Annotated in this window: 17 protein-coding genes and 1 pseudogene; 16 read left to right on the top strand and 2 right to left on the bottom strand. The window is 32.0% G+C overall.

Annotated elements, in window-relative coordinates:
* Nucleotides 1–66: 66 nt before the first annotated feature.
* From CIGNP103_RS06485 to CIGNP103_RS06435, 11 genes are all read left to right on the top strand, one after another.
* Nucleotides 67–1,383, top strand: a complete 1,317-nt coding sequence (locus CIGNP103_RS06485; protein ID WP_086268796.1) for a hypothetical protein — start codon at nucleotides 67–69, stop codon at nucleotides 1,381–1,383.
* Between the two features lie 532 nt (nucleotides 1,384–1,915).
* The gene (locus CIGNP103_RS06480) at nucleotides 1,916–2,512 is read left to right on the top strand and encodes a ricin-type beta-trefoil lectin domain protein (RefSeq protein WP_180381805.1); all 597 of its coding nucleotides are present in this window, start codon (nucleotides 1,916–1,918) and stop codon (nucleotides 2,510–2,512) included.
* On the top strand, nucleotides 2,509–3,330 hold the full coding sequence (locus CIGNP103_RS06475; protein WP_086268795.1) for a cytolethal distending toxin subunit B family protein: 822 nt from the start codon (nucleotides 2,509–2,511) through the stop codon (nucleotides 3,328–3,330). Before CIGNP103_RS06480 ends, CIGNP103_RS06475 begins: the two co-directional genes overlap by 4 nt.
* Nucleotides 3,327–4,073, top strand: coding sequence for a hypothetical protein (locus CIGNP103_RS06470; protein ID WP_086268794.1), 747 nt, complete (start codon nucleotides 3,327–3,329; stop codon nucleotides 4,071–4,073). Before CIGNP103_RS06475 ends, CIGNP103_RS06470 begins: the two co-directional genes overlap by 4 nt.
* A gap of 155 nt (nucleotides 4,074–4,228) precedes the next feature.
* Nucleotides 4,229–5,281 (top strand): glycosyltransferase, encoded by a 1,053-nt coding sequence (locus tag CIGNP103_RS06465; protein ID WP_180381672.1) that lies wholly within the window; start codon nucleotides 4,229–4,231, stop codon nucleotides 5,279–5,281.
* The gene (locus CIGNP103_RS06460; protein WP_086235166.1) at nucleotides 5,278–7,293 is read left to right on the top strand and encodes a capsular polysaccharide biosynthesis protein; all 2,016 of its coding nucleotides are present in this window, start codon (nucleotides 5,278–5,280) and stop codon (nucleotides 7,291–7,293) included. The genes CIGNP103_RS06465 and CIGNP103_RS06460 overlap by 4 nt, the downstream gene beginning before the upstream one ends.
* On the top strand, nucleotides 7,290–8,486 hold the full coding sequence (locus CIGNP103_RS06455; RefSeq protein WP_086268793.1) for a capsule biosynthesis protein: 1,197 nt from the start codon (nucleotides 7,290–7,292) through the stop codon (nucleotides 8,484–8,486). The genes CIGNP103_RS06460 and CIGNP103_RS06455 overlap by 4 nt, the downstream gene beginning before the upstream one ends.
* Before the next feature lie 63 nt (nucleotides 8,487–8,549).
* A complete protein-coding gene (gene kpsM / locus CIGNP103_RS06450; protein ID WP_086241385.1) occupies nucleotides 8,550–9,332 on the top strand; it encodes a capsule polysaccharide transporter KpsM in 783 nt (260 codons plus the stop codon).
* The gene (locus CIGNP103_RS06445) at nucleotides 9,329–9,994 is read left to right on the top strand and encodes an ABC transporter ATP-binding protein (RefSeq protein ID WP_086241386.1); all 666 of its coding nucleotides are present in this window, start codon (nucleotides 9,329–9,331) and stop codon (nucleotides 9,992–9,994) included. The genes kpsM and CIGNP103_RS06445 overlap by 4 nt, the downstream gene beginning before the upstream one ends.
* Nucleotides 9,991–11,133: a capsule biosynthesis protein gene (locus CIGNP103_RS06440; RefSeq protein WP_442861925.1), complete on the top strand. Its 1,143-nt coding sequence runs from the start codon at nucleotides 9,991–9,993 to the stop codon at nucleotides 11,131–11,133. The genes CIGNP103_RS06445 and CIGNP103_RS06440 overlap by 4 nt, the downstream gene beginning before the upstream one ends.
* Nucleotides 11,134–11,136: 3 nt before the next feature.
* On the top strand, nucleotides 11,137–12,354 hold the full coding sequence (locus CIGNP103_RS06435) for a hypothetical protein (protein WP_086268792.1): 1,218 nt from the start codon (nucleotides 11,137–11,139) through the stop codon (nucleotides 12,352–12,354).
* Nucleotides 12,355–12,360: 6 nt separating this feature from the next.
* On the opposite strand, the gene CIGNP103_RS06430 is transcribed toward CIGNP103_RS06435, so the two are convergent.
* Together CIGNP103_RS06430 and CIGNP103_RS06425 are read right to left on the bottom strand one after the other, a co-directional pair.
* Nucleotides 12,361–13,089 (bottom strand): DNA-methyltransferase, encoded by a 729-nt coding sequence (locus CIGNP103_RS06430; RefSeq protein ID WP_086226103.1) that lies wholly within the window; start codon nucleotides 13,087–13,089, stop codon nucleotides 12,361–12,363.
* Nucleotides 13,086–14,138 (bottom strand): DNA cytosine methyltransferase, encoded by a 1,053-nt coding sequence (locus tag CIGNP103_RS06425; protein WP_086226102.1) that lies wholly within the window; start codon nucleotides 14,136–14,138, stop codon nucleotides 13,086–13,088. The genes CIGNP103_RS06430 and CIGNP103_RS06425 overlap by 4 nt, the downstream gene beginning before the upstream one ends.
* A 55-nt stretch (nucleotides 14,139–14,193) precedes the next feature.
* Here CIGNP103_RS06425 and CIGNP103_RS06420 point away from each other — a divergent pair, with 55 nt between their 5' ends.
* From CIGNP103_RS06420 to CIGNP103_RS06405, 5 genes and pseudogenes are all read left to right on the top strand, one after another.
* Nucleotides 14,194–15,384 carry an HNH endonuclease signature motif containing protein gene (locus tag CIGNP103_RS06420; RefSeq protein ID WP_086241390.1) on the top strand — a complete coding sequence of 397 codons (1,191 nt, stop codon included), beginning with the start codon at nucleotides 14,194–14,196 and terminating at the stop codon, nucleotides 15,382–15,384.
* 185 nt (nucleotides 15,385–15,569) lie between these two features.
* Nucleotides 15,570–16,973 carry a DUF262 domain-containing protein gene (locus CIGNP103_RS06415; RefSeq protein WP_201790326.1) on the top strand — a complete coding sequence of 468 codons (1,404 nt, stop codon included), beginning with the start codon at nucleotides 15,570–15,572 and terminating at the stop codon, nucleotides 16,971–16,973.
* Between the two features lie 6 nt (nucleotides 16,974–16,979).
* Entirely contained in the window at nucleotides 16,980–17,279 is a 300-nt protein-coding gene (locus CIGNP103_RS08220; protein WP_201790328.1) for a GmrSD restriction endonuclease domain-containing protein, read from the top strand.
* Nucleotides 17,280–17,389: 110 nt separating this feature from the next.
* Nucleotides 17,390–17,668, top strand: a pseudogene (locus CIGNP103_RS06410) (flagellin); the annotation flags it as partial.
* A 238-nt stretch (nucleotides 17,669–17,906) separates the two neighbouring features.
* Nucleotides 17,907–18,974, top strand: a complete 1,068-nt coding sequence (locus tag CIGNP103_RS06405; protein ID WP_086224986.1) for an NAD(P)-dependent alcohol dehydrogenase — start codon at nucleotides 17,907–17,909, stop codon at nucleotides 18,972–18,974.
* Nucleotide 18,975: the final 1 nt, after the last annotated feature.

The following is an 18,975-nucleotide window of genomic DNA, read 5'->3' as shown; positions in this document are numbered from 1 at the left end:
ATAATAGACAAGGCATATGTGCGTTAGATGATTTGAAAAATATATCGAGATTAATTAGGATTAAAAATGGATAAAAAAAGATTGGCAATACAATTTTTTGGTCATTTAAGAACATATAAAGATACTTGTGAAAGTTTTTTTAAACATATAGTTGAACCTAATTTAAAAGATGGCTGGGAAATTGATATATTTATACATACTTGGGATAAGATGAGTGAGCCAGGACGTGGAAAAAGAGAAGGTCTATATGATACAAGGCAAGTTACTCAAGATGATATAAAAAATGTTAATAAGATATATAAACCAAAATGTTTTGATATAGATCATTTTGATGGAGGTGATGGTTTACTTCTAACTAAAACAAAAGGTAATATTTCTAGAAATAATTATTGTCAAAAATATAAAATACATTATGATTATATTTTATATATTAGATTTGATTTGTTGTTTAAAACTGATTTATCAATAAATAAGTGGATAAATTTATATGCAACTTCCCCACACTTAAAAAGCGTAGGTGGTATTCCAAAAAAACATTGTTTTATGGCTATTAATCCTTTTAGTTGGTTAAAGGTTATTGATATGAGACTTGTTAATGAAGGTGATTTATTATATTTCTCCAATTGTTCTTTTGATAATCCAAAACCATGGACACAAAATGATATTTATCCAATACTAATTGATTATTTTTTATCTCATGATTTTTTTATAAGAAGAGGTGAATATGTTCTTGAGGATAAGCGTAATATTTTTTATAATTTTAAGTCTGTCATAAAATCCCAAAAAGAAAATATAGAAAACTTAACAACTCAACTGGATACACTAAACAACCAAATCAACTCCATACCTATCAAAAAACAATCCTTAGAGATTTCAAACTTAGAACAAGATCTAATAAATAAAAAACTCAAAGCACAAATTTTAGAAAAAGACCTAAGATATGATTACAACGCAATCCAAGAAAACAAAGAGTTGAAAGAACAAATCAAAGCTTTACAGCTAATAGGCAAAGAAAATATAAATCAACAAAGTATATATACCGCCAAATCCCGTATCCACAATCAACTAAGCTATAAACTTGGTCAAGCTATGATAGCAAACTCTAAAAGCATATGGGGATATATTAGAATGCCTTATGTATTAAGCTATATAAAAGATATGCATAAAAAAGAACAAATAGCCTATAATGAAAAAGTTAAAGCTAATCCTAATCTAAAACTTCCACCAATAGAGTCATATCCAGATTACAAAGAAGCCTTAAAAGAAAAAGAGTGTCTAACATATAAACTTGGAGAGGCTATGATAGAAGCCGATAAAAGCCCACTAAAATTAGGCTACCTAAGCTTATGGTTTAAGTGTAAAAAGATTAAAAAAGAGTGTTAAGTATATATATCTTTATCACCAACATAAATTTAGTACCAATAAATCTAATATTGTGCTAAATTTATATTTTATATTTAAATTATCTCTATTACAGTTATAAAAATTAAATCTAAATCCATTAATTTAATAATAATTTTCAAGATTATAATATATATAATATTATGGATATATAGGGATTTAACAGCTATTTAGTTAAAAACATAGTAATAATATATATATAATATAAAGTGTTACTAAGTTACAATTTCTCCATATAAATTATCAAATAGTTAATTGCTATATATTTACTATATGATATAGTATATAACTTTTATAAAATTCAATCCAAAGGACCCAAATGTCTAAAATAGCTATTCTTAGCTCTTATATCTTTGTTATTTATATCTTGTAGTGCTATAAACCATATATAATTAGTAGAGATGATGATATTGGATTTGCTGGTACTCCATCGCCATCTTTAATCGCTCCAATCTAATTACAATCTATACCATTTATGCAGTCTAATAGCGATATTAATAGTGGCAATATAAATATGGACTTTAATAATATCAACGAGCCACTATTTTTAAACTCTAATACTCAAATTATCCCACCAAAGCCAAGCTTAAATATAGCTCCCCCATTTATAACAGCAGCTCCAGCTTTTAATGGAGTAGGAGCTCCATCAGCACCACTAACTATAATAAACCCAAAGGGTGGCTCAGCAATAACAGTTTGGGCATTAGCTTCTGGTAATTGGCTATGGGGATATACCTTGGATAACTCTAAAGAGTTTGGTAGAGCTAGGTCGTGGCAAGTTCTAAATCTAGGTAATGATATAGCTTTGATTATAAATTTCCTTACTAACACTTGTATCCATGATGAAGGTGGTGGTATCACTCACAGAGATTGCGATATCAATAACAAATCCCAACAATGGCAACTATCAGCTATGGATAATGGCGCCATTCAGATAAAATCTAGCGCTTCAAACAAGTGCATCACAACAGATCTTGGCTCACTAACTCAAACTGGTAGCTACTATAGTCTTGCTATGAGAGAGTGTAATTTTAAGCCAAATTTTAATCAACAATGGGTATTTATCCCTGAAGCCGCACCAACCTCTCCACTCTTAGGATACCAACAATGAAAAATATATTAATCTTATTATTTAGCTTTATAAGTCTATATGCTAATATAGACGATTTTAAAACAGCCACTTGGAATATGCAAGGCTCAAGTGCTAGTAGTGAGGCTAAATGGAGCATTAGTATAGCTCAAATGTTCTCTGGAGCTAATGGGATAGATGTCTTAGCTATCCAAGAAGCTGGCACCTTACCTGCTACAGCCGAGCCAACAGGAAGGGAGTTTAGAGCATTTGGTACTAGTGTGGTTGTAACTGAACATGTATGGAATATAGGCACCAGACTAAGACCTGATCTAATCTTTATATACTATGCTAGGACAGATTTAGGTGGTAATAGAGTAAATTTAGCCCTAGCTAGTAGAAGACAAGCTGATGAAGTATTCTTACGACCACCTCCAACAACAGCCTCAAGACCAATGCTAGGAATTAGAATTAATAATGATGCATTCTTTAGTATTCACGCATTAGCTAATGGTGGAGCTGATGCTTCAGCAATTGTGCATAATATAGATCTATTCTTTCAAAGCACCCCAACCCTAGCTAATACCAATTGGATTATAATGGGAGATTTTAATAGAAAGCCTGTAGATCTACTTAGCACATTTGAGCTAGAATTAAGACTTAGAACTAGAATAGTTACTAATAACGCAATAACCCAAATAAGCGCTAGAAGAACTCTAGATTATGCTGTAGTAGGTAACTCTAATAGAGCTATCGCACCAGCGCCACTACCTCAAATCTCAGCTAGCACATTCTTTAGTGGATTTAGAACTCACATAGCAAGTGATCACTTCCCTGTAACATTTAGGAGATTTCCATGAAAATAGCTATAAAAATATCTTTAATATCTTTAATCTCTATATTTATCATCGGTTGTAGCGGAGCTAAACCTGATATGAGCTTTTTAAAGCTTGATAGCTCTAAGGGATTTGCAGGAGATATAAGCAAAGCCCCAGATGAGACAAAAGCCCCAGATAGAGCTCCATTATTAAAAGATAAAAAAACACAAACACCAATCTTAACTAGCTCAAATAATCAAGATGGGTTTGATCCATTTACCTTGCCTCTAAGCCTAAGATCTCTTGATACAGGTATGCCTTTGGTGGTAAATTTAGGTAAATCAGATGAAACCTTTAATTATAATCTAAGAGAGATTAAGGCATTTGAGCCAACTATAATTAGCGAGATTAAAAGGGTTGATAGCTTTGCACATTTAAGCCTTGAGTATGTTCAGTTTGTATCAGCTAATGATATAAATAGCTGCCTTGGGATTGATGAGAGTGGGTTTTTTACTTTAAAAAATTGTATTGGGGATTTAGATAAAAAGAGATTTGAAACTGTATTTCAACTAATACCTCTGCTTAGTGATGCTGTAGAGATAAGATCATTAGTCTTAGGTGGTAAGGAGTGTATAAGCACATTTTTTAACCCAAATTTAGAGCCATGGCAAAGAGTAGGAATAAATAGATGTGAATTAAGAGAGGGCTTTAGCGTAGATACATCTAAACTTTGGGCGATAATGCCTGAAATCAAACAAGCAGCTATAATCCAACTGGTGGATTGAGCAGGTAAAGATTATTGTACTTAAATAGATTATATGGGGTGTAAATACGAATGCCCCATATGTATTTTTATTAATTTCTTATCATACTTTATAGATATTTTTATTATTTATCAGATATAATTGCAATTAAATTTACTAAATCCAAAGGATATGTTTTGGTTAGTTTTATAGTTCCTGTGTTTTACAAGGATCAAGATTCATTTATATATAAACGCGCTATAGAATTGATTAATAAATTTAGCTATCACTCAAAAATTGAGGTTATAATTGCAGATTCTAGCAAAAATCCTATCTTGCAAACTGTAGCTAGCAATATTAAAATTATTCATACTTACGTTGGAGATAAGGTTTTTTCTCCATCTAAAGCCCGCAATCAAGCAGTTAAAATAGCAACTAAAAAATATATATTTTTTTACGATGTTGATATGGATTATTCAGGTGAGTTTGAAGATTTGCTATTTAGTGAAATTGATAATATTTTAGAAACAAATAAATCTAAATTTATAGCTATTCCATTTTTATATCTTACGCAAAAAGGAACAGTTATTTTTGAGTCAAATAAAGATTTAGCGCTATTTAAAAATAGCTTTTTGAAAGGTCAAAATGATCTAGTGGAAAGTATTTCGCCAAATAGCTCAGCGATGGTGATGAATAGAGAATATTTTATGGAAATTGGAGAATTTGAGAATATTTTTTCTGGTCATGGTGGTGAGGATTTTTATCTTATTCATTGTCTTTGTGCGCATAATCCGCATTCGGTTAAAAATGACGATTATTACACAGATTTCAAAACTCCATTTATAGCAAATGCCAAAGGGTTTAGACTTTATATGGCGTATTATTCATTGCCAAATTTTTTTAAAAATTTAATTTTAGTACATAGATGGCACCCGCGTCCATTAAGTAATAATTTTTACTCGCAAAGATTAAGAAATGAGAATCTTTTGCAAGAAAAAATGAAAGCTTATGATAAAAAATTTACAGGGTTGATTTGGCAATCAACTACCCCAATGCCAGATATTGAGGAATTTATTGAAACTCTTATGAAAAATTATGGATATGATACCGAGCGCTATCCAGGATTTTTTCACTATGCTAACGGTGTTAAGCCTATCAAGCGACCACTAGCAAACAAGATAAGAAAGCTTATAATTCGTCCTAGGGAATTTTTTGCAGATATTAAATTTATAGGTCGACTGGTTCAATGAACGGTTATCTGTTTTACATTAAAAATATTTTAAATATTTTTACAAATAGAGTCTTTATTGGATGGGGAAGAAAACGGACTGGTCAATTTGCTTGCTTTTTATCAGTTAAATTTAAAGGTAAATTTAAACTTTTAGAAGATGGGTTTATCCGCTCGGTTGGGCTTGGGGTTGATGGTGCTAAGCTCCTTAGTGTCGTTGAAGATGATTTTGGAATTTATTATGATGCTACGCAGCCAAGCCAACTTGAGCATATACTTGCTACGAGTGAATTTAGTGCCAAAATTATTTGCGAAGCTAGGTGGTGTATAGATTTTATTATTTCTAATCGTATATGCAAATATAATAATGCCCCAGATATCACCCAAGAATTAATAGAAAAATATGAGCTAAATAAAGGCAAAAATATCCTTATAATAGCCCAAACTAGTGGCGATGCGTCGCTGATTTATGGTCTTGGGGATAGGGTTAGTAGTGATGAGATGATAAGGGCTGCTATAGATGAAAATATCGGTGCTAATATACTTTTAAAGATCCATCCTGACGCACTAAATGGCAAGAAAAAATCTGATATAGATATATCAAATTTGCCCCCGCAAATCAAAATCATCACTCAAGATATAAATCCAATTTCGCTTTTAAAACACATAGATAAGGTATATACTAAAAGCTCTGGCATGGGCTTTGAGGCCTTGATGTGTGGGTGTAAGTGCGTCTGCTTTGGAATGCCATTTTACGCTGGTTGGGGGCTAAGTGATGATAGGGTAAAAGCCCCAAGTAGGCGAAATAGAAAGCTAAGTATAGAGCAGCTCTTTGCTGGGGCATATATGATTTATGCTAAATATATTGATCCATATAAAGGTGAAAAAACTAGCTTAAAAAGCCTTTTGCCACAGATAAATATCATAAAAAATTCTAAATTAAATATGGATAATAATAAGAAATTTTTATTTGGATTTTCTATTTGGAAGCGAAAATTTATGGTGCCATTTTTGGGCGGAAATTTAAATTTCATAAGCACATTTAGCAAAGATCCACTTCTTTTAGCACTAAAAAGGGGACTAAATCCTAGCTCATTAGTCTATATCTGGGGCAAAAAAGAGTATCCAAAACTACAAAAATGGTGCGATGAAAATGGCGTGAGTATCACAAGGGTAGAAGATGGATTTATCCGTTCCATTGGGCTAGGGAGCGATCTAACTAGGCCTTATTCTTTGGTTTTTGATGATGAGGGAATATACTTTGATACCACATCGCCAAGTAGATTAGAAAATATCTTAAACTATCATAAATTTAGCCCTTATGAGTTAGAAAGCGCTAAGAAGCTTAGAGAGATTTTAGTAAATAGTAAAATTTCAAAATATAATGATGATAAAGATGTTATAATAACACATAAAAATAGTAAGATTGCTTTAGTTATCGGTCAGGTTGAAGATGATGCAAGTGTAAGGATTGGTGCTGATGGTATGAAAAATATCGAGCTTTTACGCCTTGCTAGACAAAATTCGCCCCATGCTTATATAATTTATAAGCCTCACCCAGATGTCGTAAGTGGAAATAGGGTTGGTGCGGTAAAGACTACAGAAGCATTGAAGTATTGCGATGAAGTGCTTGAGGGTGTGAGTATGCCTACACTTTTAGATATCGCTGATGAAATTCATACAATGACATCGACTAGTGGATTGGAAGCGATTTTACGCAAAAAAAGAGTAATTTGCTATGGGCGACCATTTTGGGCGGGCTGGGGGCTAAGCGATGATAAAAAGTCTCAGCCACGAAGGTATAGAAGTCTAAGTAGTGATGAGTTAATAGCTGGGGCATATCTGCTCTATCCTAGATATATTCATCCACTAAATTTAGAGGCATGTGAAGCGTGTGATTTAGTAGTAGCACTTCAAGAACAAAAGATAAGGTTGCAACAGCCTACAAATGCGCTATTGCATAAGATAAAATCTTTATATGCAAGAGTTGGGCAAAAGCTTTTATATGTGGTTTTATTTGTGGTAAAAAGATGAGATTAGAAGAGAGAATTACTGGTATTAAAGGCAAAAATGTCTTGCTTTTACAAGGTCCTATGGGGGATTTTTTTAATAAGCTTGATAATATTTGTACCAAAAAGGGTGCTTTTGTAACTAGAATTGGCTTTAATGCTGGTGATGCCTATTTTTCTAAAAGCAAAAATTATATCGCATATAAAGCCAAGCCAAAGCAGTGGCCTAAATTTATAAATAAATTTTATCAAGATAATAATATTGATATTGTCTTTTTATTTGGGGATTGTAGATTTTATCACAAAATGGCTATTAAGATAGCTAGGAATTTGGGGATTAGCGTTTATGTCTTTGAAGAGGGGTATTTGCGTCCTGGATTTATCACAATGGAGTCTTATGGGGTCAATAACCACTCTAAAATGCCTAGAGATAGGGAATTTTATGATGCTTACAAGCCACTAACCAAGCCATTTTCAGCTAAATCCACCTCTACTTATGCCTTAATGGCGTGGTGGGCAGTGCAGTATTATCTCATAGCAAATATATTCTATTTTTTATATCCTAACTACATTCATCATCGTGATTTTTCGCCTATTAGAGAGGGATTTTATGGGATTCGCAATCTTTTTAGAAAGATTAAGTATAAATTTAGCGAAAAAGATTTAAATGAGCGTTTAAATGGGGAACTAAGTGAGAGATACTATTTTGTAGCACTTCAAACTCATGATGATTTTCAGATTAGAACTCACTCTAGATTTAAGACTATGGAGAGCTTTATTGAGTATATTATCTCATCTTTTTCTAAGAATGCGCCTAAGGATATGATTTTGATCTTTAAGCATCATCCGATGGATAGAGGCAAGAAAAATTATAGCTCATATATTGGCTATTTAGCTCAAATTTATAAGGTTGAAGGGCGTGTGATGGCTGCATTTGATGCTCATTTGCCTACAATAATCAAAAACTCAAAAGCCGTAATTTTAATCAATAGCACCGTCGGGTTAAATGCCCTAAGCTACTCTAAGCCTGTAATTTGCCTTGGAAAATCTATGTATGATATCAAAGGCCTTACAACAAAAGATATAAATTTAGATAAATTTTGGACTATTCAATCTAAGGTTGATAGTGAGCTTTATGCCAAATTTAGGGCATATTTGGTGGATAATACACAGATAATTGGGAGCTATTATCTAAAAGATGGAGTGGAATTTAAATAATTTTTGGGCTGATTTGTAACCTTATTTTGCTATAATTTATCAAACAATTTTGCGGAGGATATAGTGCTAAATGTCATAAGGGCGCTATTTTTTAGAGAGCTAAAAACTAGATTTGGCAAAAATAGGCATCTAGGATACTTCTGGGTAGTTGGTGAGCCTTTGATGCAAATTCTTGTTATCACTACTTTAGTAACCTTGATCCGTGAGTATATTACGAATTTATCTATCCCTGGCGGGACGCCTATTTTTATGTTTTTGGCTTGTGGGATAATTCCGTTTTTTATGTTTAGAAATATCGTTACGCAGCTTATGGGTGGGATAGCTGGGAATTTAACTCTGTTTTTTTATAAGCCGGTTAGACCAATTCATGTATTTTTAGCTAGAACTTTGCTTGAGTTTTATATGTACTCTTTGATATTTTTTTGTGTGATGGTTTTAGCAGGATGGATAATGGGCTATGATGTCTTGCCTAGGGATTTTTTAGCTATGTTTGCTAGTTTGGCTTTGATGGTGTTATCTGGATTTAGCCTTGGTGTGATATTTGCGATTATTACGCATTTTATGGAGCCACTTAAGATTGTTTTGACATATTTTACAGCTGCTTTGTATATACTATCTTGCGTGATTTTTCCTATTTGGATAATTCCATCTAATATATTAAAATATATGCTTTACAACCCTATGCTTCATATTTGCGAGAGTATAAAATATTATTATTTTGATGGATATCCGCTAGCTGATGGTGTGAATTTGGCTTATCCATTGGTTTTTAATATAGTGCTATTATTCATAGGATTTTGGTTTTACTATTATAAAAGAAGAGAATTAGTAGCGAGCAGACCATGATAAAATTAGACAATTTAACCAAATTTTACCCACTAAGCAATGGTGATAAGCACTTTGTCTTTCGTGAATTTACCTTTACATTTCCTGATGATTGTAGTATTGGCCTAATTGGTAGAAATGGCGCTGGTAAATCAACTCTTATGCGACTTTTGAGTGGGGCTGATATCCCAAATGCTGGCAGAGTCATCACTGATAAGAAAATCTCATGGCCGGTTGGTCTAGCTGGTGGATTTCAGCACGCACTTTCAGCTAGGGATAATGTGAAGTTTGTAGCTAGAGTTTATGGATATAGGGGCGAGGCCTTAGAAGAGAAGGTGCGTTATATTGAGGAATTTGCCGAGATTGGCAAATACTTTGATGAACCGATGAATACCTACTCTTCTGGTATGAGATCTAGAATTGGATTTGGGCTTAGCATGGCTTTTGACTTTGATTATTATTTGATAGATGAGGCTGGGGCTGTAGGCGATGCTAAATTTAAGAAAAAAAGCGATGCTATATATAAAGAAAAACTAAGCAATTCCAAGGTTATAATGGTATCGCACAATATGGCCGAGATAAAGCAGTGGTGCGATAAGATAATCTTAGTAAATAGCGGAATGACTACAGTTTATGATGATGTAGATGAAGGAATTGAGATGTATAAAAGGATATGCAGTTGAATAAAAGAACTATGATTTTAAGATCTATTAAGGATCTAAAGCAACACAAAGAGCGTCTAAATAGACTTGATAGTTTTAAAACTGTGATTTATATAATGATTGTGGTGATATTTTACTATACCTTTATCGCTGCTGATAGATATGTTAGTAATGTCTCTCTAAGCGTTAAATCCACAGATGGTAGCTCGCCAGTATCTTTAAGCGGGATAGAGAGTTTAGTAGGGGTGGCATCTAGTTCAACTGAAGATATCAAGCTTTTACAAGAGTATATAAAATCCTTTGATATGCTCCAAAAACTTGATGAAAAGATAAATTTAAGATCGCTTTATGAAAAGCAAAAATTAGATCTATTTTTCCGTATCTACTCATCAACTAGCAAAGAGAGCTATCTAAAATATTATAGAGATAGAATCCATATATTATTTGATGATACAACAGGGCTTTTAAATGTCGCTGTAGAGGGCTTTAGCCCTGAAGATGCTCGTAATATCTCGGCTGCTATTTTAGAAGAGTGTGAGAGATTTATAAATGAAATTTCGCACAATATCGCTAGAGAACAGCTAAGGTTTGCCCAAGGTGAGCTAGAGAGTGCTAAACAAAAGTATAAAGATGCCAAAAATGAGCTTTTGGCTTTTCAAAATGAGTATGGAGTCTTTGATCCGCAAAGCCTAGCTAAAACCAAAGCTGGATTTATCACTGAAATAGAGCTTCAAATATCCAAAAAAGAGACCGAATTAAACACTATGAGAAGTTATCTTAATGACAATGCGCCTGAAATTGCAGCTTTGAAAGCTGAATTAAGAGCGCATAAAGAGCAGTTAGAAAAAGAAAGACGCAAGGTAGCATCCAATGCTTCTCAAGATAAATTAAATGATGTTGTGGCGCAATTTGAGGCTTTGTATCTGAATTTAAGCTTTGCTGAGGATGTCTATAAAACCGCTATCACAGCTGTTGAAACAACTAGAATTGAGATTGGTAGAAAGGCTAAGCAAGTAGTAGTGATCCAAAGCCCATATGTACCAGATAGTGCTGCGTATCCAAAGAAAATGTATAATATCATCACGATTTTTGTGATTTTGACGCTGATATTTGGGGTTGTTAGGTTAGTTCGTGCTATCATCGATGAGCATAGATATTAATCTATGAAAAAACCATATAAAAACGGAATTTTATTAGCAGCGACTAGTAACTCCGCCTTTGCTATCGGGACAATGGTAGCAAATATCGCTGAGGTGATGAGCGGTGAAGTTGATATATTTTATATCGTTCATGATGGATTTACTCAAGGTGAGCTAGAAGCGTTTGCTAGGGTTGCTGGTGGAGCGAAGGTTAAATTTATTAGTTTTACCAAGGATGATTTTGCTAAGAGATTAAAGCCACACACAAATAACCAAAATATCTTAAATTCGCCCTTTTTCTCTCGCTGGACACATATGGCTTATGGGATGTTTGAGCCACTTTTGTTGCTTGATGAGTGTGAGTGTATAGTCTATCTTGATTTTGATATTATGCTACTTAAAGGAATTGGCGAGCTATTTAGATTGAAGGGTTATCACTTTAGCGCTCATAGGGGCAAGAGCCTTTTAAATCCAACACTTAGGGATTATAATGGCGAATTTAAAGATTGTAGAGTTTATAGAAGTGGGATTGTGGCCTACTATGATACAATCCCAAACCCAAAAGAGTGCTATAATCAAATTTACAATTATAGCGCAAAATATGGAGCCAATGACCAAGGCGTGCTTAGCTTATTAATCTTAGATAATAAATTTAAAGTCAAAAATCTAGGGTATGAATATACTGGTAGTACATATTGGCGCAAGAGTATTGGCTATCCTATTATTCATGCTTGGGGGCGAGATGGGCGGTTTTGGAATAATGAGCTAGTTTATCAATTTTGGGGCGAAATTTGGGATAAATACTACCAAAAATGGCTAAAATGCGGTGGCAGCGAGTATAAAGGAGGCTTCATTTGTAAAGCCAATTACGCCATAGAGAGAATAAGATATCACTTAGCTTACAAACTTGGTTATGCGATGATAGAAAATCACACAACTATATTTGGCAAGATTAAATTGCCTTTTATTTTATTAGCTATCGCTTTAAAGCATAGACGCCAAAAGATAGAATATCACAAAATTATCCAAACCAAACCAAATTTAAAAGTCCCACCAATAGAGCATTACGAAGATTACAGATCCGCCCTAGCTGAAAAACAAAGCGCACCATACAGACTAGGCCAAGCCCTTATCAAAGCCACCAAAACTTGGTATAAAGGGGGATTAATAAAATTATATTTTGAGATAAATGAGATAAAAAGGGATAAAGTAGCGAAAACATATAAAAGCAGGGTTTTATAAAATATATTATGTATATAAATTTAAGCAATTTTGAGTTGAGGCTTTTTCTAATCTATTTTTTGCTATTTCAAAATAATTTTCATCTTTTTCAATCCCTATAAAATATCTATTTTCCATCACAGCAGCTACACCAGTAGAGCCTGAGCCCATAAAAGGATCTAAAATTATATCATTAGAATTCGTATGAATTTTAATAATCTCACTCATTAAAGCTAGTGATTTTTGAGTAGGATGAGATGTTCGCTCTTTACCGGCTACTACTGGAAATTTATATAAAGAGCGTAGATAAGGGTTATTATCAGGCTTGTTAAAAGTCCATTTAGCACCTTTTTTAACAGCCCAAATGGCAAATTCCATGTCTTGGACATAGCGCCGATCAGTGTTTCTTGGCATAGGATTATTTTTTTGCCAGACTAAAATATCTTTTATTTCAAGGTTTGAACTTTCACAAACTTTACAAATATCGCTAATAAATCTATAAGAGCAAAATACAATAAAAGAGCCGTTTTTATCTAAAATTTTAGAAAATTTTTCTATCCACTCAAGTAGAGCAAAATTATTATCCCATAATCCAAAATCCACGCCTTGACGAGGATTTTTCATAGTTGAGAAATTGTTTTTTTTTGATATATTATAAGGTGGATCCGTGATTATATGATTTACTTTAATATTTTTTTCTAATGCATTTTCTATCCAGCAAAATGCATCATCTCTAAATATTTCATATTTTTTCATAACAATTCCCTTGCTATTTCATCCGCTAGAGCTTTAGCTAGTAGCGGTGGGACTGCGTTGCCGATTTGCTTACAAACTTGCGTTTTTGAGCCACAAAATATAAAATTATCATCAAAGCTTTGAATTCTAGCTGCTTCCCTTGGCGTAATAGCCCTATTTAAAAAAGGATGCGAGTTTGTGCCATTACTTGGTGTGTCAAATCTAGTATCAATAGTAGGGCTTAACTCATCCCATTTTAATCTACCCCAAGTAGTGCTAAATTTTTGTTTTCCGTGAAGCTCTTTTGGCAAATGTTCTTTTCCGCTTTCTTTTGGTATCATTTTTAGTTTTTCAAGTGCTATTTTGGAGTGATTGCTAGCTTTGTGGTATTGTAAAAACTCACCTCTAAGCATTTTTTGATATTGGCTTTGTGGTTGGTTTTTGTACTGGCTTGTTATTTGTCCTTCACCGCTTTCTAAATAAGCAAGATCGCTAATTGCGTCTTTTACATTTACAGAAATTTCTTGCTTTTTAGGGAATTTTAATTTTTTATTTTTTGCAGCTAAAAAAAATGCTCTTTGTCTATTTTGCGGTACTCCATAGTCTTTTGCATTGAGTATATCACAATTTACTTGGTAGCCTAGCTCTTTGATTTTTGATAAAATTTCATTTTTAAAATATCCATTTGAGCAAGCCAAAAGATTTTTTACATTTTCTATAACAAAAACTTCCGGTTGTAATTCTTTTACAAGATCCAAGTATTCTAAAAATAAAAAATTTCTAGGGTCATTTAATCCTAATTTTTTGCCCTTTAAACTAAAGCCTTGACAAGGAGGGCCACCTATTATCATATTGATTTTAAGCTCTTTTGCTAAATTTATAATTTGCTCTTTTGTGTTTTTATTTGCGATATCGCCACAAATAGTTTGTGCGGATTTAAAATTGAATTTAAAAGTTTCTATTGCTGAGTTTTCAAAATCAAGAGCAAGCAGGGTTTTAAAATGTGGATTTTTGTCAAAACCAAGCGAAAAACCGCCAGCACCGCAAAATAAATCTAGAATTCTAAACACAAAAGTCCTTTATCTTTTTGTTATAATACAAAAATTCAATTTATAGGAACATAAAATGAAAGTTAGCGAATTTTTAAATAATACTCAAAGCCCTTTTGTTTTGGGAGCATTCTTTTCTAGGTATGTGATAGAAAAAGAGTTTATAAAAACTATATCTCAATACAAACCTACAAAATTTCTTGATGATAGTATTTATAATAGTAGTTTAGTATCATATTTGGATGCGCTAAATTATCAAAGCAGTGATGGAATTTGGAAGTACAAAAGTAAAACCTCATTTCAAATTGTATTAGAAAATGATTTAGATTTAAATAATGATAGATTTTATAAGCTATTGCTTCGCAAAATTATGTTAAGCCCATTTTTTATAAGTGAAATTATGGATGATGATAAAAAGGCATTTATAAGAGGATTTTTTGAAATTCGTGGTAGCGTGGATACAAGTAGGCCATATTTAAGCCAAGATTATTTTTTTAACTCAGAACTTGAGTTAAAAAGAGTAAGACTTTTAATGGATAATTTTAATATACCAGAAGGAGTTTTTAATATAAATTTTAGAGAGTTACAATCACAATTTGTAAGTGGGGAAAATAGGCGCAACACGCAACTTCGCATAAATTTGTTTTGGTACATTAAAAATATAGGTTTGATAAATGAATATAAGGCAAAAATAATCAAAGAAGTTTATGAAATTAACTATAGAAGAGATATTGATAAAATATTCTATTTTGAGTGCGATGAGCCAAGCTTTACAAGAGCAATGATAAATGAACGATTGGGATTTTATTTAAATACAATTTATGGCAAAAATTTAAGTAATTATGAAATTGATAAAATTCGCAAGGATTTAGAGTTTGAAGAAGGGAAAAATGATGAATTTAGGCGGGATGCAAATATAGTAAAATTTATGCGTATTTATGCTCCCGATATTTGCGCTGCTTGTAATGATATTTATGATATTAAAGATAGAAGTTTTCTAACACGACAAAATCGATATTATACAGAAATTCATCATTGTATATCAGTAGGCAAAGAAAAGGAGCTTGATGTGTTGGAAAATCTTGTCAAACTCTGTCCGACTTGTCACAGAGCACTAAGTAAAGGTTCAGCAAAAAATGAATATCAAAAAGAACTAATTAAAAAAATTCTAAACACAAATAAACAAAATTTAGAGTTTGCTAAAATAATATTTAATAGCAACGATACTAATCTTTTAGTAGAAAAAATACAAGAAAATTTAAAATAAAATTAATTAATTTGAAAAACTTGATATAAAAGGGGATTAATAAAATTATATTTTGAGATAAATGAAATAAAAAGAGGTAAAATAAGAAGATAAATTATCAAATTTTAATTATAATTAAAGCGTGAAAATCAAAAAATTTAGCTAAAATTCAAAAATTTCAAACTTAACTTTTAGTGGAGTAAAAAATGTCAAAATTAAACATAGACCAAAAAAAGATTAAACAATTATTTGAAGATAAAAGATCTGATTTTTTAATACCTGATTATCAACGCCCTTATGCTTGGGGAGAAGATGAGTGTCAAACTCTTTGGAAAGACATTTTTGATTTCGCTTTTCCAGATAAAGAACTTGAGAAATTTAATTCTGATGAAGAATATTTTTTAGGCCCTATTGTAACTTTTGAGAATAATAAAAAGCTTGAAGTAATAGATGGGCAACAAAGACTTACTACTTTAATGCTATTGCTTAGGGTTTTTTATAAAAGACTTGAAAAAATGAAAGATGAAAATTCTATGCGAACAAAGCAGAACTTGGCACAATGTATTTGGAAAAGTGATGAATTTGGCAATGAAAACAAAGAAAAATTAAAAATAGATTCTCAGGTAGCCTTAGATGAACATAAGAATGAATTTTTAGAAATTCTAAAAACTGGTGATGCTAAAGATTTTAAAAGCCAGTATGCCATAAATTTTAGGTATTTTGAAAAAGAAGTAGATGAATTTTTAAAAGAATATCCTAGTTATTTCGCTTATTTACCAACTAGAATTTTAAATAATTGTATTTTGTTGCCTATTGAAGCAGATAATGAAAAAACAGCACTTAGGATTTTTTCTACTTTAAATGATAGAGGCAAACCGCTAGCTGATGCAGATATTTTTAAAGCACAATTTTATAAATTTTATGTAGCAAAAAATCAAAAAGATGAATTTATAGAAAAATGGAAAAATTTGGAAATTTTATGTAAAGAAGTATTTTCTAAAAAAGATAATACTTCTACTGATGAAATTTTTAATCGTTATATGTATTATCAAAGAGCTTTAAAAGGTAATAAAAATAGCACAACAGAGGGTTTGAGAGATTTTTATGAAAAGGATAGTTATGCTTTATTAAAAAGCGATAGGACTTTTGAGGACTTGCAAAACTTGGGTAGCTTTTGGCAAGCAATTTCTATTCAAGATAAAAATTATTTTGATGAAAATACTTTAAGATGGCTTTTTATTTTAAACTATGCCCCAAATATAATGTGGGCAAATATCACTTCTGTATATTTTATGAAAAATAAGGATGAGCAAAATCAGCTTGATAATATAAAATTTGCTAAATTTTTAGAGAAAATAACAGCATTTATTTTTGCGTATTCTTTTATATATCCTAGCGTCTCTCAGCTAAGAATACCTATTTATAGCGCTATGGTAGATATTATTAATGACAAGGAAATGGATTTTTCAAAGTTTTTGTTTGAAAAAGAAAATTTAAAAACATTTATACAAACTCAAAAATTTAGCAATAATAATTCAATAACTCGTTCTATGCTTACTTGGTGGTTTTTAAAAGATAGTACCCAAAAAACACCAGGATTAACTGAGTAATTTCAAATAGAACATATTTACGCAAAAGAAAGAGCAAAAAGAGAAAATTTTAGTGGCAATGAAATAGAATTTATTGGCAATAAAGTCCTTTTGGAACGAAAAATAAACATTAGAGCAAGTGATTTTAGTTTTGCTGACAAAGAAAAACATTATAAAAAATCACAAAATAATGAATTAAACTCTATACATAAAAACTATAGTGAATTTGGCAAAACCGAAATAATAGAAAGAAATAATAATATTATAAATGATTTTATTTCTTTTGTAGAAAAAAACAATTTAATTAAAACAACAAATTTATTTTAGTTATATTAAAAGGAAATAAAATCTCATATAAAAACCGCTAAAATCATACTCTCTCAGCCTTGCCTTATATATAAAAATTTCGTGGGCAAGTTTTTGTGATAAAATATGGCGGTGCCCAAGCTATGGTAGATGTAGCTGAAGCAGCTAGAAAAACTTTAGATAAGCTAAGAGCTGACCTAGGTTCAGTACAAAATCAATTAGTAGCTACTATAAATAATATTACAGTTACTCAAGTAAATGTAAAATCAGCCAAATCTCAAATAAGAGATGTAGACTTTGCTAGTGAGAGTGCAAACTTCTCTAAATTTAACATACTAGCCCAAAGTGGAAGCTACGCTATGAGCCAGGCAAATGCTGTACAACAAAATATATTAAGACTACTACAGTAGCTTAAATTTAAATCTTTAATAGCTTAAATTTACTCGCAATGCTTAGCCATTGCGAGGGTTTATTAAATTCTAGTAATATTTATCAAATAACACTTATGTAAAAAATTACTTTATATTTATTAAAAATTTGCAATGACGATTTAAAGTATAAATTTGATTTAAATCATCCTAATTTTTACTAAACTTAGATAAAATTACCTAAATTTAAATAATATAAAATTCAAAAAAAGGTTATAAAATGAACAATATTTTCACAATTCCAGCCACTGGTTATGCGATGTTATCTAAGGATTCTAAATTCACTCCAATTGAATTTACCCGTCATAGTGTAGGAGATAATGATATATTAATTGAAATTCTATATTCGGGAATTTGCCATAGCGATATTCACACGGCCAAAGATGAATGGGGTGGTACGAGCTATCCATGTATTCCAGGTCATGAGATCGCAGGTCAGGTAATAGCTGTAGGTAAAAATGTAACTAAATTTAAAATTGGCGACTATGCTGGAGTTGGTTGTATGGTAAATAGCTGCGGTGAGTGCGAGGCGTGTAAGGCTAGTCAAGAGCAGTTTTGTCAGCAAGGAAAAACAGTTTATACCTATAATTGCCCTGATTTTTTCCATGGTGGCAAGATAACATTTGGTGGATACTCAAGCAACATTGTAGTAAGTCAAAATTTCGCTATTAAAGTTCGAGCAAACGCCCCATTAGATAAAGTAGCTCCACTACTTTGTGCTGGAATTACCACATATTCGCCACTTAAATTTTCTAAAATTAAAGCCGGTGATAAGGTTGGTGTAGCTGGATTTGGTGGGCTTGGAATGATGGCGCTAAAATACGCAGTCAAAATGGGCGCACAAGTTAGCGTATTTGCTAGAAATGAGAATAAAAAGGCCGATGCTCTAGCCCTTGGCGCTACTAGTTTTTATACAAATACAGATAAAAATATCGTTAATGAAAGATTTGATCTGATTATCTCGACAATTCCAACATCATATGATGTTATAGCATATATTGATCTGCTTAAATTTGGTGGAGAGTTAGCTATTGTAGGGCTGCCACCTTATAAAGAAGCACCAAGTGTGAGTATAATTGATCTAGTACATAAGGCTGGTAAGAAAATTTATGGTTCATTAATTGGGGGAATTAAAGAGACCCAAGAGATGTTGGATTTTTCGCTTGAAAATGAAATTTATCCAGAAACTATACTTATTACTCCAAATCAGATTGATGAGGCGTATGAAAAGCTAACAAACGGCTCAGGGCAGTTTAGATATGTGATTGATATGAAGGCAAGTAACTAGA

The sequence above is a fragment of the Campylobacter sp. P0103 genome, assembly GCF_002139545.1.
Taxonomy (GTDB): Bacteria; Campylobacterota; Campylobacteria; order Campylobacterales; family Campylobacteraceae; genus Campylobacter; species Campylobacter devanensis.
This window is presented reverse-complemented; position numbering and strand designations above follow the sequence as displayed.